This is a genomic window from Streptomyces sp. NBRC 110611, from assembly GCF_001590865.1.
In the GTDB taxonomy this organism is placed as follows: Bacteria; Actinomycetota; Actinomycetes; order Streptomycetales; family Streptomycetaceae; genus Streptomyces.
This window is the reverse complement of sequence record NZ_BBUY01000005.1, coordinates 94,016-108,495: the sequence shown is the minus strand read 5'-3', so window position 1 is coordinate 108,495 and position 14,480 is coordinate 94,016. Positions and strand designations below refer to the sequence as shown.

The following is a 14,480-nucleotide window of genomic DNA, read 5'->3' as shown; positions in this document are numbered from 1 at the left end:
TGACCACGAGGGCGAACCTGGCCCCGGTGCGAACCGAACGGCGGCCCGGTGGCGGCATCGTGAGGGTATGAAACGGACCTTTGTGGCGCTGCTGGTCAGCGCCTCGCTGCTCCCGTTCGCCGGGCCGTCCGAGGTGGCCACGGCCGAGGAGCGGGCGCCCGGGCCGCCCCGGGGACGGCAGCAGCTGCACTTCGAGGACGTACCGCGGGCGGACGGCGTCGACGAGTCGGGCTGCACTCGCGTCGCCGGGCCCTTTCAGCAGCAGGCCGAGCGCTATCTGCGGCGGCCGGCGGACGGGGAGCAGAGCACGGAGGACTGCCGGGCGATCCGGCGGTTCCAGAAGGTGCACCGGATCTCCCCGGCGTCCGGTTACGCGGGGCCGGTCACCGGCGCCGTGGTGCGGCTGATGCGGGCCAAGCGGAACCCCAACCGGGCCGGACGCTGCCCCGACCGCCCCGAGCGGACCGCCTGCGTCGATCTGGGCCGGCAGCTGTTGTGGGTGCAGCAGAAGGGGCGGGTGGTCTTCGCTCCGGTGCCGATCCGTACCGGGGTGCCGAGTATGGCCACCCGTACCGGAACATTTCGGATCTATCACCGGAGCAAGCACCATGTCTCCAGCCTGTACCGCTCGGCGATGCCGTTCGCGCAGTTCTTCGACGGCGGGGAGGCGCTCCACGGCGTCTCGGACGACATCTACGAAGGGGAGGGCTCGCACGGCTGCGTCAACCTCTTCCGGTCGGACGCGCGCGCGTTGTGGAGCGTGCTGAAGAAGGGCGACATGGTCTACGTCTGGGGGCGGAAACCCAGCGGGTGACCCGGCGGGTGATCCGGCCTGCGTACCGCTGTGCGTTCCGACGCGCGTTCCGACGCGCGATCCGATGTGCGATCCGGCGGGGGAACGTACTTTCCCCGCCCGTCCCCCCGGGCCCGGGCGCATCGCCTGCGACACTGAGGGGGATGAACGAGACAGCGAAGCGCGCCCGTGCCGCCATCGACCTCGCCGCCGTGCGGTCGAACGTCCGCGCACTGCGGGAACGCGCCCCCGGGTCGGAGCTGATGGCCGTGGTCAAGTCCGACGGCTACGGACACGGCGCGGTGCCCTGCGCGCGCGCCGCCCGGGCGGCCGGCGCGGCCTGGCTGGGCACCGCGCTGCCCGAGGAGGCCTTCGCGCTGCGCGCGGCCGGCGACACCGGGCGCCTGATGTGCTGGCTGTGGACGCCGGGCGGGCCCTGGCGCAAGGCCATCGAGCTGGACATCGACGTCGCGGTGAGCGGGCTGTGGGCGCTGCGTGAGGTGACCGCGGCGGCCCGCGCCTGCGGCCGTACGGCACGCGTCCAGCTCAAGATCGACACCGGTCTCGGCCGCAACGGCTGCCAGCCCGCCGACTGGGCCGAGCTGACCCGCGCCGCCCGCGCCGCCGAGGCCGAGGGCGCGCTGACCGTCACCGGCGTCTGGTCGCACTTCGCCTGCGCCGACGAGCCCGGCCACCCCTCGATCGCCGCCCAGCTCGCCGCCTTCCGCGAGGCGCTCGGCACCGCCGAGGCGGCCGGGCTGCGCCCCGAGGTGCGCCATCTCGCCAACACCCCGGCGACGCTCACCCTCCCCGAGGCGCACTTCGACCTGGTACGCGCCGGTATCGGCGTCTACGGCGTCTCGCCCAGCCCCGAGGTCGGCACGTCCGAGGACTTCGGGCTGCGGCCCGCGATGACGCTGGAGGCCTCGCTCGCCTCGGTCAAGCGGGTCCCGGGCGGCCACGGCGTCTCGTACGGGCACCGGTACAGCACACCCGGCGCCACCACCCTCGCGCTGGTCCCGCTCGGCTACGGCGACGGCATCCCGCGGCACGCCTCCGGCGCCGGCCCGGTACTGGTCGCCGGCAAGTGGCGGACGGTCGCCGGGCGGATCGCGATGGACCAGTTCGTGGTCGACCTGGGCGGCGAGCACGCCGAGGCCGGCGACCCGGCCGTGCTCTTCGGGCCCGGGGACCGTGGTGAGCCGACCGCCGAGGACTGGGGCCGCGCGGCCGGAACCATCGGCTACGAAATCGTCACCCGGATCGGTACCCGGGTGCCGCGCGTCTATGTGGACAGCGACATACGGAACGGAGCACGGCAAGAACCCGAAGGGAACACCACGCTCACGGGGGGTACTACATGACGGACAGCAAGGAGACCGCCGCGAAGGCGGTCGAGGCAGCGGCCGAGGTGGCCACGGAAGCCGCCACCAACTGGGCGAAGGCCGGCCGGCACGCCGGCCTCGCGGGCGCCGCGATCGGCGTGGTCGCGGCGGGCGCCGCGGCCGGAGTGGCGATAGAGCGGATGACCGTCGGCCGGGGCATGCGCCGCCGGGCCCGGCTCGCGCTGGACTCGGCCGGCCCGTACGGCACGCTGCGCGGCACACCGGGCGCGGCGGTCGCCGAGGACGGCACCGAGCTGTACTACGAGGTCGACGAGCCGGGCGACCCGGGGAGCGCTGGTCATCATCCGGCCAAACACGGCAAGAGCGGCCGGGATGGCAGGGACGGGCGGGGCGGCAGGGACGGCCGGGACGCCCCGCGCGAACGGTCCGCCAAGCAGCCCGCCCGCGGCAAGCCGGTCCGGGCCGCCCAGGAGGCCCAGGGCGGCCTGCGCAAGCGCCTGACGGCCGCGCTGGGCCGGCGCTCGGCGGCCCCGACGGTGGTCTTCAGCCATGGCTACTGCCTCAGCCAGGACTCCTGGCACTTCCAGCGCGCCGCGCTGCGCGGCACCGTGCGCACCGTCCACTGGGACCAGCGCAGCCACGGCCGCTCCGCGCGCGGGCGCGGCCAGCTCGACGGCACGGAAGAGGTCACCATCGACCTGCTGGGCCGCGATCTGAAGGCGGTGCTGGACGCCGCGGTGCCCGAGGGGCCGATCGTGCTGGTCGGGCACTCCATGGGCGGGATGACGGTGATGGCTCTGGCCGACCAGTTCCCCGACTTCGTCGCGGAGCGAGTGATCGGAGTGGCGCTGATCGGCACCTCCGCCGGCCGGCTCAGCGAGGTCAGCTACGGCCTGCCGTCGATGGGCGTCAAGGCGTTCCACTGGCTCGCGCCGGGCGTGCTCAAGGCCCTGGGCTGGCAGAGCGAGATCGTCGAGCGGGGCCGGCGGGCCACCGCCGATCTGTTCGCCGGGCTGATCAAGCGGTACTCCTTCGGGACGCCGGAGCAGGTGGACCCGGGCATCGCGCGGTTCGGCGAGCGGCTGATCGAGGCGACCCCGATCGATGTGGTCGCCGAGTTCTTCCCGGCGTTCGCGGTGCACGACAAGACCGAGGCGCTGGTGGCGTACGACGCGGTGCCCGCGCTGGTGCTCGCCGGGGAGAACGACCTGATCACCCCGGCGGACCACAGCCGGACGATCGCCGAGGTGCTGCCGGACGCGGAGCTGGAGTGCGTCCCCGGCGCCGGGCACCTGGTGATGCTGGAGCGCCCCGAGCTGGTGAACGAGCACCTGGTGTCCCTGGTGGAACGGGCGACGGCCAGGGCACGCAGTTCGCGTCACGCCCGGGCCTGAGGCGCGGCCGGGGACGCGCACTCAACGCGCCCATCCGGGCCTGCCCCGCGCAGCGGCGTCGTTGAGGGGTGGTGGCCGGGTGGCGGCTACGGAGTGTGCCGCCGCGCAAGCGGTGTCGTTGAGGGGCGGTGGTCGGGCGAGGGGCAGGCCGTACCATTTGCGGCATGAGCACCACTGACGCCACCGCCCATGTCACCGTCAAGTCCCCAGGTCAGATGCAGGAGTTGGGTCGCAGACTGGCCCCGCTCCTGCGCCCCGGCGACCTGGTGCTGCTCACCGGTGAGCTGGGGGCCGGCAAGACCACGCTGACCCGCGGCCTGGGCGAGGCCCTGGGCGTACGCGGCGACGTGACCTCCCCGACCTTCGTCATCGCCCGGGTCCACCCCTCGCTGACCGGCGGCCCCGCCCTGGTCCACGTCGACGCCTACCGCCTCGGCGGCGGGCTGGACGAGATGGAGGACCTGGACCTGGACGTCTCGCTGCCGGAGTCGGTGGTGGTCGTGGAGTGGGGCGAGGGCAAGGTCGAGGAGCTGTCCGAGGACCGGCTGCACGTCGTGATCGGACGCGCCATGGGCGCCGCCGCGCCGCACCCGGAGGAGGACGTGGAGGACGTCCGCGAGGTGACGGTCACCGGGGTCGGCTCCCGCTGGTCGGGCACGGAGCTGGACGGCTTGCTGCTCGCGTAGGCCCTGCCGCCGGCGGCCTGCTCCTGCGGTAGTTTCCGACAAGCCGTCGGTAAGATGTTGCGCAGCTGGTGCCGGGCATGGTGACATGGGGAGAGACCCAGTTAGGTCAGCCTAAGTAGCGGCCTGGCTTCTGTCGTCTGCCTGCCCCAGGAGCCCCAGGAGGCGTCCATGCCGGCCCACCAGCACCCCACGCACGATGCGCGTGAGACGCCCACGACGCCTACGACGCCCACGACGCCCACGATGAACGAGCTGCTCGCGGCATGCGCCGCGGCCACCGCCGTCTCCACGCCTCCCGGCGCCGCCGAGGATGCCCGTAGGGAGACGGGTTCGACCGCGCCGGAGGACGAGGACAAGCCCGCGTCCACTCAGGGGCGCCACGCCGCATAGCTCGAAAGGGCCGAAAAACGGAACGGACTGAGGCACGGGCTGAAGAACGGGCCGAGGGCCGCTCAGGCGACCACGACGACCTTGGTGCCGTTCACCGCGAAGTCCCACATCGCCTTGCCGTCGTCCCGCGACTCACGGACGCCGCCGGTCTTCTTCGCCGCGCCCGTACCCGGCGTCGCGCCGGTACCCGGCCGGGAGCCGTCGACCGCCGCACTGAAGCCGATCGTCACCCCGCCGACGGCGGCGAACCGCACCACATGCTCGACCGGAACCCCGTCCGAGCCCGTGATGCTCACCGACCGCGAGGTGACCTTGTACGCCCCCGGCTTCGGGCTCACCGCACTCGGCGCGACGGTGAACGTCCGCAGCGCCTCGCCCTTCTCGCCGACCAGCCACACCCGCTTGTCGCCGAGCGCGTAGACGACCCGCTTTCCGGTGCCGGAGGCGGCGGGGACGGCCGGGGCGGCCGGCTCGGTCTTCTTGCCGCGCCCGTCCTGCGGGTCCTTGGGCGCGGTGGGCCGGCCGTCGCTGCGGACCGGCGTGAGGTGATCGGGAGCGGACGCCGCGGCCTGGTAGCCCAGCACTCCGACCGCGACCACGGCGGCCACGGTCAGCGCGGTGACGATCGTGCTGCTCTTAGCGGGCACCGCTGTGCCACCTCTCCCTTGTTCCTGCCGCCCTTATATTCCCCTGCTACGGGGCGACGGTAGCAGGGGGCAGGGCACCGCCGGCCGAGCCGTAGGCTTGATACGTGCTGCTGCTTGCTCTTGACACCGCCACCCCCGCCGTCACCGTCGCGCTCCATGACGGGACGCACGCCCTCGCCGAGTCCTGCCAGGTGGACGCCCGCCGGCACGGCGAGCTGCTGCTGCCCGCCGTCGACCGGGTGCTGGCCGAGGCCGGACGGAAGCTCGACGAGGTCAGCGACATCGTGGTCGGCGTGGGCCCCGGGCCGTACACCGGCCTGCGAGTCGGCCTGGTGACCGCCGCCACGTTCGGCGCGGCCCTGGGCGTGCCCGTCCACGGCCTGTGCTCGCTGGACGGCCTCGCCTACGCCTCCGGGCTGACCGAGCCCTTCGTCGTGGCCACCGACGCCCGCCGCAAAGAGGTCTACTGGGCCCGCTACGGCGATGCCCGTACGCGGCTGACCGAACCGGCCGTCGACCGCCCCGCCGACATTGCCGACCAGGTGGACGGCGTCCCGGCCGTGGGTGCCGGCGCGCTGCTCTACGACACCGCCTTCACCGGCGTACGGCGTACGGCGCCCGAGCACCAGTCCGGCGCCGCGCTCGCCGAGCTGGCCGCCCTGAAGCTGGCGGCCGGCGAGGAGCTGCTGCCCCCGCAGCCGCTGTACCTGCGCCGTCCGGACGCCCAGGTGCCCGCCAACTACAAGGTGGTCACCCCCAAGTGACCGGGCCGGCCGCGACGCTGCGCGAGATGCGCTGGTGGGATATAGCGCCGGTGCTGGAGCTGGAGCGCGATCTCTTCCCCGAGGACGCCTGGTCGCCCGGCATGTTCTGGTCCGAGCTGGCCCAGGCCCGTGCTCCGCACGCCACCCGCCGCTATGTCGTCGCCGAACTGGACCGCCGGCTGGTCGGGTACGCCGGGCTGGCCGCCGTCGACGGCACCGGAGACGTCCAGACCATCGCCGCCGCCCGCGACCAGTGGGGCACCGGCCTCGGAGCCCGGCTGCTGACCGAACTCCTGGGCGCGGCAACGGACTTCGAGTGCCACGAGGTGCTGCTGGAAGTCCGGGTCGACAACCAGCGTGCCCAGCGCCTCTACGAGCGCTTCGGCTTCGAGCCGATCGGCTTCCGCCGCGGCTACTACCAGCCCGGCAACATCGACGCCCTCGTCATGCGGCGCACCACCCAGTCCTCCTCCGAAGCACCCTCCGTACAAGGAACTTGAGAATCATGGCTGACTCACGCGGCGGACCGCTCGTCCTCGGCATCGAGACCTCCTGCGACGAGACCGGCGTCGGCATCGTCCGCGGACACACCCTCCTCGCCGACGCGGTCGCCTCCAGCGTCGACGAGCATGCGCGCTTCGGCGGAGTGGTCCCGGAGGTGGCGTCGAGAGCCCACCTGGAGGCGATGGTCCCCACCATCCAGCGCGCGCTGAAGGAGGCCGGGGTCGCCGCCTCCGACCTGGACGGCATCGCGGTCACCGCCGGTCCGGGCCTGGCCGGCGCCCTGCTGGTCGGCGTCTCGGCCGCCAAGGCGTACGCCTACGCCCTCGGCAAGCCGCTCTACGGGGTCAACCACCTCGCCTCGCACATCTGCGTCGACCAGCTGGAGCACGGCGCGCTGCCCGAGCCGACGATGGCCCTGCTGGTCTCCGGCGGCCACTCCTCGCTGCTGCTGTCGGCGGACATCACCTCCGACGTACGTCCCCTCGGCTCGACCATCGACGACGCGGCCGGCGAGGCGTTCGACAAGGTCGCACGGGTACTGAACCTCGGATTCCCGGGCGGCCCGGTCATCGACCGCCACGCCCGCGAGGGCGACCCGGAGGCGATCCACTTCCCGCGCGGTCTGACCGGCCCGCGCGACGCCGCGTACGACTTCTCCTTCTCCGGCCTGAAGACCGCCGTGGCCCGCTGGATCGAGACCAGGCGGGCGGCCGGCGAGGACGTTCCGGTGGCGGACGTCTCGGCCTCGTTCCAGGAGGCCGTCGTCGACGTCCTGACCCGTAAGGCCGTACGGGCCTGCAAGGACAACGGCGTCGAGCACCTGATGATCGGCGGCGGGGTCGCGGCCAACTCCCGCCTGCGCGCCATGGCCGAACGCCGCTGCGAGGACGCCGGCATCACCCTGCGCGTGCCCCGCCCCAAGCTGTGCACCGACAACGGCGCGATGGTCGCGGCCCTCGGCGCGGAGATGGTGGCCCGCAACCGCGCGTCCTCCGACTGGGACCTCTCGGCGGACTCCTCGCTCCCCGTCACCGAACCCCACGTACCGGGCACGGCCACCGAGGACGCCCATGATCACGGCCACGGCCACGGACACAGCCATGGCCACTCCCACTCCCATGATCACGTCCACGAGCTGAGCAAGCAGAACCTCTACTCCTGAGCGCCGGGGAGGCGGCACGAACCGGCCGCCTCCCCGCCCGCCAGGCCTTCGCGGTCACGCCTTTGCGGTCATGCCTTCGCGGTCATGCCTTCGCCGGGTGTCCGAGCAGCATCGACGGCGCTCCCGCCACCCGGGTCAGGAAGATCGTCACGGTGTCGCCGCCGCCCGCCAGCTTCAGCTTCTTGCGCAGCTCCTCCGGCTCGACCGCCGAACCACGCTTCTTGATCACCGCGGTGCCGACCCCGCGCTCGCGCAGCAGCGCCCTGAGCCGCTTGACGTGGAACGGCAGCACGTCGGTGATCTCGTACGCGGTCGCGTAAGGCGTCGGGAGCAGTTCGTCGGCCGTGACGTAGGCGATGGTCGGATCGATCAGCCGGCCGCCGACCTCCTCCGCGACCTCCGCGACCAGGTGCGCCCGGATGACCGCACCGTCCGGCTCGTACAGATAGCGGCCCACGGGACCCGGCTCGGGGTCGGGCAGCATGGCGTCCCGCGCGGTCCACAGCGAGACGTGCCGGGGCAGCAGCGTCGCCCGGAACCCCGGCTGCCCGGAGCCGAACCACAGCACGGCCTCCTTCACGTCCCCGCCGTCCGAGATCCACTCCGCGTCGGCGTCGTCCGGGATCGCCTCGTGCGGAATACCGGGCGCGATCTTCAACGCCGCGCACCGGGCCGCCCGAGCCGTTCCGATCGCCCAGGACAGCGGCGGCGAGTACGCCTCCGGATCGAAGATCCGGCCCCGGCCCCCGCGCCGGGCCGGATCCACGAACACCGCGTCGTACGAGTAGACGTCGACCTCGGCCACATCCGCGCAGCGCACCTCGATACGGTCGGCCAGCCCCAGGGCATCCGCGTTCGCCCGTACGACCGCGCAGGTCAGCGGGTCGCGGTCGACGGCCAGTACGTCGATCCCGGCCCGCGCGAGGGCGATCGCGTCACCGCCGATCCCACAGCACAGGTCGGCGAGGCGGCGCACCCCCAGCGCGGCGAAGTGCTCGGCACGGTGGCGCGCCACGGCGGCGCGGGTGGATTGCTCCACGCCGTTCGGCGTGAAGTACATGCGGTGGGCGTCCTCGCCGAACTTCGCCTCCGCACGCTGCCGGAGCCGTGCCTGGCCGAGCGCCGCGGACACCAGCGACGCGGCGTGCGTACGCCGCAGCCGGGTGGCTGCCGCCAGCTCATCCGCGGGGTCGTACTCCCGCAGCTCCTCCAGTAGCGACTGCCCCTCCGGGGTGAGCAACCCGACGAAATCCTCTACGTTCACGGGACCATTGTCTCTTCCCGCGTTGTTGGCTTTCCCGCCGTGGCGCCTGGCGGCGGGCTGGTTTCCGCTGCGCGGGGCTGTACGTCACGGGTGCGCTCCTCCGGACTGCCGTCCTGCGGTGCGCCCCCTCCCGTGGGTGGGTGGAAGAAGACCGGTGGGGGTGTACGTAGTCCCCATGTGCCGGTAGTGGACCACTGACGTACACCCCCACTCACCGTTTTTCCTCCCCCTCACGGGAGGGGCCGCTCCGCAGGACGGCAGTCCGGAGGAGCGGACCCGCACCCGACAAACCCACGCCCGCCGCAGGCGCCACGGCGAAACGGAAGGTACGGCGCCGCAGCCGACGACGTGGGATTAATTCGCCGGTTCCCGGCGTCGTTGCGCGTGGTCGCTGATGCGCAGCAACAGCGCCACCATCACCCAGTTCGCCACCAGTGACGAGCCGCCCTTGGCGAGGAACGGGAGGGCCTTGCCGGTGAGCGGGATGAGGCCGGTGACGCCGCCGGCGACGACGAAGACCTGGAGCAGCAGTGCGCCGGCGAGGCCGACCGCGAGGAGCTTGCTGAACGGGTCGCGGGCGATCAGTCCCGCCCGCAGGCCGCGCTGCGCCAGCAGTACGTACAGCACCAGCACGGCCATCACCCCGGCCAGGCCCAGCTCCTCGCCGACCGTGGTGAGGATGAAGTCGCTGTTGCCGGCGAAGCCGACCAGCTCGGGGTGGCCCTGGCCCAGGCCGCTGCCGCTGATGCCGCCGCTGCCGAAGCTGAACAGGGCCTGGCCGAGCTGGTCGGACATGAGCTCCGCCCGGCCCTCCTTGGTGAAGGCCCGCATGGGGTCGAGCCAGGCGGTGACCCGGCCGTGGACATGGGGCTCCAGGGTGCCGACGACGGCCGCGCCGACCGTGGCCATCAGCAGGCCGCACACGACCCAGCTGGTGCGGCCGGTGGCCATGTAGAGCATGATCACGAAGACGCCGAAGAAGATCAGCGAGGTGCCCAGGTCGCGTTCGAAGACCAGCACCAGCAGGCTGATCACCCAGATCGTGAAGATCGGCGCCAGCTGCCGGCCCGGGGGCAGCTGCATGCCCATGAACCGGCGCCCGGCCAGCGCCAGCGCGTCGCGGTTGACGGTGAGGTAGCCCGCGAAGAACACCGTGATCGCGATCTTGACGAATTCGCCGGGCTGGAGGGACAGCGGGCCGAGGAGGATCCAGCGCTTGGCGCCGAAGGTGTCCGCGCCGAAGAAGGCCGGCGCCATCAGCAGTACCAGCGCGACCGCCATCATCACGTAGATGTACCGCTGCAGAATGCGGTGATCGCGCAGCACCAGCAGGGCGACGACACAGACCGCCACCCCGATCACCGACCACACCAGCTGGCCGCTGGCCGCCTCGGCGATCTTCAGTCTGGGGGTCTGCGCGTAGGTGATGTCCAGGCGGTGCAGCAGGACGAGACCGATCCCGGTGAGCAGGGTCGCCAGCGGCAGGATCAGGGGATCGGCGCGCGGGGCGAAGCGGCGCAGCACCAGATGCGGCACCAGGGCGAGGAAGAACATGCTCACCGAGAAGCCGGTCAGTCCGCCGGGCAGCCGGCCGGTCATCGCCAGCCCGGTCCAGGCGTAGCCGAAGACGGCGATCAGGACGACGAACGCGAGCAGCCAGGCCTCGGTTCTGCGGCGGTTCGGGGCTGCGGCGAGTGCGGCGAACGTCATGGTGCGTTCGGCATCGCTCTCCCGTTCCTCGCTTGCCCGGGGAGCGCCGGTCAGTCCACGCACGCGGTTACCTCCGCATCGATGGTCAATGCACGGGCCGGTCCGGACTGGTTCCCACGCCTATGTGACATGCCCGGACCCGGTTCGTCGGCCCGGTGGTCGGGGAGGTAGACGAGGGCAGGGGGTGGCGTGGTTGCGAGGAAACGCGAAGATGTGTCCGATTTGGCACGAACCCGTCCCGGATGGCCGTCCGGTGGATCGCCGGGTCAACCCGCGTCACCGGAACCGCTCCTCGCCGCGCTGGCACTCCGCTTGACCGAGTGCTAACCGCGTCATAGTCTCAGCGTTGGCACTCTCCCTGGGGGAGTGCCAGAACACAGCGACGGGCAGGTCCGGCACCCGCGACGACGGATCCTCCTGGTCGCCACCTCAGACAGTTAACCCCGTGAGATCTCCGAAGGGGGAGGTCGGATCGTGACGACCACCAGCTCCAAGGTTGCCATCAAGCCGCTCGAGGACCGCATCGTGGTCCAGCCGCTCGACGCCGAGCAGACCACGGCCTCGGGCCTGGTCATCCCGGACACCGCGAAGGAGAAGCCCCAGGAGGGCGCCGTCCTCGCCGTGGGCCCGGGCCGCTTCGAGAACGGCGAGCGCCTTCCGCTCGACGTGAAGGTCGGCGACGTCGTGCTCTACAGCAAGTACGGCGGCACCGAGGTGAAGTACAACGGCGACGAGTACCTCGTCCTCTCGGCCCGCGACGTGCTCGCGGTCATCGAGAAGTAAGTCACCCAGTTTTGCCGTGATCTGCGCCCCTGGTTCCCGAGTCTGAACAACCCGGGGCAGGGGCGCAGTTCCGTTTGACACCGCGGTCCCCACTGCGTGCCGAGGATCGCAATGAGAGGACTTGAAGCTAACCATGGCGAAGATCCTGAAGTTCGACGAGGACGCCCGTCGTGCCCTTGAGCGCGGCGTCAACAAGCTTGCCGACACGGTCAAGGTGACGATCGGCCCCAAGGGCCGCAACGTCGTCATCGACAAGAAGTTCGGCGCCCCGACCATCACCAACGACGGTGTCACCATCGCCCGTGAGGTCGAGGTCGAGGACCCCTACGAGAACCTGGGCGCCCAGCTCGTCAAGGAGGTGGCGACCAAGACCAACGACATCGCGGGTGACGGCACCACCACCGCCACCGTGCTGGCCCAGGCCCTGGTCCGCGAGGGTCTGCGCAACGTCGCCGCGGGTGCTTCCCCGGCCGCCCTGAAGAAGGGCATCGACGCCGCCGTCGCGGCCGTGTCCGAGGAGCTCCTCGCGACCTCGCGCCCGATCGACGACAAGGCCGACATCGCCGCCGTGGCCGCCCTGTCCGCGCAGGACAAGCAGGTCGGTGAGCTGATCGCCGAGGCCATGGACAAGGTCGGCAAGGACGGCGTCATCACCGTCGAGGAGTCCAACACCTTCGGTCTGGAGCTCGACTTCACCGAGGGCATGGCCTTCGACAAGGGCTACCTCTCGCCGTACATGGTCACCGACCAGGAGCGTATGGAGGCCGTCCTCGACGACCCGTACATCCTGATCCACCAGGGCAAGATCTCGTCCATCCAGGACCTCCTGCCGCTCCTGGAGAAGATCATCCAGGCGGGTGGCTCCAAGCCGCTGCTGATCATCGCCGAGGACGTCGAGGGCGAGGCCCTGTCGACCCTGGTGGTCAACAAGATCCGTGGCACCTTCAACGCCGTGGCCGTGAAGGCCCCCGGCTTCGGTGACCGCCGCAAGGCGATGCTCGGCGACATGGCCACCCTCACCGGTGCCACCGTCATCGCCGAGGAGGTCGGCCTCAAGCTCGACCAGGCCGGTATGGACGTGCTGGGCACCGCCCGCCGCGTGACCATCACCAAGGACGACACCACCATCGTCGACGGCGGCGGCAACGCCGACGACGTCCAGGGTCGGGTCGCCCAGATCAAGGCCGAGATCGAGAGCACCGACTCCGACTGGGACCGCGAGAAGCTCCAGGAGCGCCTCGCCAAGCTCGCCGGTGGCGTCTGCGTCATCCGCGTGGGTGCGGCCACCGAGGTCGAGCTCAAGGAGAAGAAGCACCGCCTGGAGGACGCCATCTCCGCGACCCGCGCCGCGGTCGAGGAGGGCATCGTCTCCGGTGGTGGCTCCGCGCTGGTCCACGCCGTGAAGGTGCTGGACGGCAACCTCGGCAAGGACGGCGACGAGGCCACCGGTGTCGCCGTGGTCCGCCGCGCCGCCGTGGAGCCGCTGCGCTGGATCGCGGAGAACGCCGGCCTCGAGGGCTACGTCATCACCGCCAAGGTCGCCGAGCAGGACAAGGGCCAGGGCTTCAACGCCGCCACCGGCGAGTACGGCGACCTGGTCAAGGCCGGCGTCATCGACCCGGTCAAGGTCACCCGCTCCGCCCTGGAGAACGCCGCGTCGATCGCCTCCCTGCTGCTCACGACCGAGACCCTGGTCGTCGAGAAGAAGGAAGAGGAGCCCGCCGCCGAGGCCGGTCACGGTCACGGCCACGCGCACTGACGCCTCCCGCGTACGACGGCCCGGTCCCCTTTCCCGAGGGGGCCGGGCCTCGCCCGTTCTCCGGGGCGGACCGCCCGGCAGTGTCAGGCCGAGTGACCGAGATCGGCCAGTGTCAGGCCGAGTGGCCGAGGTCGGCTGCCCGTACGGGACCGGCGAACGGCACCCCGTTCACATAGCGCTCGACCTCGTCCAGCGCCGCATCGGCCAGCCGGTGCAGCTCGCCGCCCATCGACCCCGCGATGTGCGGGGTGAGCAGAACGTTCGGCAGGTCGTACAACGGCGAGCCGGGCGGTGGGAGTTCGGGCTCGGTGACGTCGAGGACGGCATGGAGACGGCCGGTTCGCAGCTCCGCCAGCAGCGCCGTCCCGTCGACGAGCGAGCCGCGGGCGGTGTTGACCAGCGTGGCACCGTCCGGCATCAGGGCCAGTTCGCGGGCCCCGAGCAGATGGCGGGTGGCGGGCAGCTGCGGCGCGTGCACCGTGACGATGTCGCTCGCCGCGCACAGCTCATCGAGGGCCACCGCCCGGACCCCCAGCCGGCCGGCCTCGGCGGCGTCCACGTACGGGTCGTACAGCAGCACTCGCAGGTCGAACGGGCGCAGCAACGCGATCACGCGCCGGCCGGTCCGGGACGCGCCGATGACCCCGACCGTACGGCGGTAGTTGCCGGCCCGGCCCAGCTCGGCGTGCCAGTCATGGGGCCGCCCGCGCAGCTCGCGGTAGCGGTGCGCGGAGTGCAGCACCCGCTTGTTGGCCAGCAGGATCGCCGCCAGGGTGTACTCGGCGACCGGGAGCGCATTGGCGTCCGCGGCCGACGCGACGGCGATCCCGCGCTCCCAGCAGGCCTCGGTGAGGTGGTGCTTGACGGAGCCGGCGGCGTGGACGACCGCACGGAGCCGCGGCGCGGCGGCGAGCACCCGGCCGGTCAGGGCCGGGGCGCCCCATCCGGTGAGGAGGATCTCGGCCCGGGCCAGCGCGTCGGCGACCGCGGGCGCGGGCTCGGCCAGCTCGTCCGCGACGAGGTACGGATCGGTACGCGCCAGCGCCCCGAGCCGGGCCCGGTGCCGGTCATCGAACAGGCGCTCGGCGGTATCGGCGGCCATCGCCAGGAGCAGACCGGGTCGCTGCGCTTGGCTCCCTTCCCGCGTTGTCGTCTGCGGCGCCGTGCCTTCCGCTGCGCTTGGCTGACCTCCCACGTTGTCGGCTTTCCCGCCGTGGCGCCTGGCGGCGGGCTGTTGCCGCTGCGCGGGGCTGTACGTCACGGGTGCGGCCCTCCGGA

General features: G+C 72.2%; 14 protein-coding genes. 10 read left to right on the top strand and 4 right to left on the bottom strand.

Annotation, left to right across the window (positions count from 1 at the left end; all coding sequences use genetic code 11):
• Nucleotides 1–67: 67 nt before the first annotated feature.
• The 5 genes from AZE13_RS13780 (at nt 68) to AZE13_RS13760 (ending at nt 4,609) form a co-directional block, all read left to right on the top strand.
• Nucleotides 68–814 carry a L,D-transpeptidase family protein gene (locus AZE13_RS13780; protein ID WP_066930803.1) on the top strand — a complete coding sequence of 249 codons (747 nt, stop codon included), beginning with the start codon at nt 68–70 and terminating at the stop codon, nt 812–814.
• A 143-nt stretch (nt 815–957) separates the two neighbouring features.
• On the top strand, nt 958–2,157 hold the full coding sequence (gene alr / locus AZE13_RS13775) for an alanine racemase (RefSeq protein WP_066930801.1): 1,200 nt from the start codon (nt 958–960) through the stop codon (nt 2,155–2,157).
• Nucleotides 2,154–3,533: an alpha/beta fold hydrolase gene (locus tag AZE13_RS13770; protein ID WP_066930799.1), complete on the top strand. Its 1,380-nt coding sequence runs from the start codon at nt 2,154–2,156 to the stop codon at nt 3,531–3,533. The genes alr and AZE13_RS13770 overlap by 4 nt, the downstream gene beginning before the upstream one ends.
• 164 nt (nt 3,534–3,697) lie before the next feature.
• Nucleotides 3,698–4,219 (top strand): tRNA (adenosine(37)-N6)-threonylcarbamoyltransferase complex ATPase subunit type 1 TsaE, encoded by a 522-nt coding sequence (gene tsaE / locus AZE13_RS13765; RefSeq protein ID WP_066930797.1) that lies wholly within the window; start codon nt 3,698–3,700, stop codon nt 4,217–4,219.
• A 168-nt stretch (nt 4,220–4,387) separates the two neighbouring features.
• Entirely contained in the window at nt 4,388–4,609 is a 222-nt protein-coding gene (locus AZE13_RS13760) for a hypothetical protein (protein ID WP_066930795.1), read from the top strand.
• A gap of 62 nt (nt 4,610–4,671) precedes the next feature.
• Here the strand turns inward: AZE13_RS13760 and AZE13_RS13755 are convergent, their stop codons facing one another.
• Nucleotides 4,672–5,256 carry a hypothetical protein gene (locus tag AZE13_RS13755; RefSeq protein WP_066930793.1) on the bottom strand — a complete coding sequence of 195 codons (585 nt, stop codon included), beginning with the start codon at nt 5,254–5,256 and terminating at the stop codon, nt 4,672–4,674.
• 104 nt (nt 5,257–5,360) lie between these two features.
• On the opposite strand from AZE13_RS13755, the gene tsaB reads away from it, so the two are divergent.
• From tsaB to tsaD, 3 genes are read left to right on the top strand one after another with little or no spacing between them, the layout of a single operon-like run.
• The gene (tsaB, locus tag AZE13_RS13750) at nt 5,361–6,020 is read left to right on the top strand and encodes a tRNA (adenosine(37)-N6)-threonylcarbamoyltransferase complex dimerization subunit type 1 TsaB (RefSeq protein ID WP_066930791.1); all 660 of its coding nucleotides are present in this window, start codon (nt 5,361–5,363) and stop codon (nt 6,018–6,020) included.
• Nucleotides 6,021–6,046: 26 nt separating this feature from the next.
• Nucleotides 6,047–6,520, top strand: coding sequence for a ribosomal protein S18-alanine N-acetyltransferase (gene rimI, locus AZE13_RS13745; RefSeq protein ID WP_107288350.1), 474 nt, complete (start codon nt 6,047–6,049; stop codon nt 6,518–6,520).
• Between the two features lie 5 nt (nt 6,521–6,525).
• A complete protein-coding gene (tsaD, locus tag AZE13_RS13740; RefSeq protein WP_066930787.1) occupies nt 6,526–7,686 on the top strand; it encodes a tRNA (adenosine(37)-N6)-threonylcarbamoyltransferase complex transferase subunit TsaD in 1,161 nt (386 codons plus the stop codon).
• Between the two features lie 82 nt (nt 7,687–7,768).
• Here tsaD and AZE13_RS13735 read toward each other — a convergent pair whose 3' ends face one another.
• Both AZE13_RS13735 and AZE13_RS13730 read right to left on the bottom strand, forming a co-directional pair.
• Nucleotides 7,769–8,950, bottom strand: coding sequence for a class I SAM-dependent methyltransferase (locus tag AZE13_RS13735; RefSeq protein WP_066930785.1), 1,182 nt, complete (start codon nt 8,948–8,950; stop codon nt 7,769–7,771).
• 354 nt (nt 8,951–9,304) lie between these two features.
• Entirely contained in the window at nt 9,305–10,660 is a 1,356-nt protein-coding gene (locus tag AZE13_RS13730; RefSeq protein WP_066931388.1) for an FtsW/RodA/SpoVE family cell cycle protein, read from the bottom strand.
• Between the two features lie 474 nt (nt 10,661–11,134).
• Here AZE13_RS13730 and groES point away from each other — a divergent pair, with 474 nt between their 5' ends.
• Nucleotides 11,135–11,443 (top strand): co-chaperone GroES, encoded by a 309-nt coding sequence (groES, locus tag AZE13_RS13725; RefSeq protein ID WP_066930783.1) that lies wholly within the window; start codon nt 11,135–11,137, stop codon nt 11,441–11,443.
• Nucleotides 11,444–11,576: 133 nt separating this feature from the next.
• Nucleotides 11,577–13,202 carry a chaperonin GroEL gene (gene groL, locus AZE13_RS13720; RefSeq protein ID WP_066930781.1) on the top strand — a complete coding sequence of 542 codons (1,626 nt, stop codon included), beginning with the start codon at nt 11,577–11,579 and terminating at the stop codon, nt 13,200–13,202.
• Nucleotides 13,203–13,314: 112 nt separating this feature from the next.
• Here the strand turns inward: groL and AZE13_RS13715 are convergent, their stop codons facing one another.
• Nucleotides 13,315–14,304 carry a hydroxyacid dehydrogenase gene (locus tag AZE13_RS13715; RefSeq protein ID WP_066930779.1) on the bottom strand — a complete coding sequence of 330 codons (990 nt, stop codon included), beginning with the start codon at nt 14,302–14,304 and terminating at the stop codon, nt 13,315–13,317.
• Nucleotides 14,305–14,480: the final 176 nt, after the last annotated feature.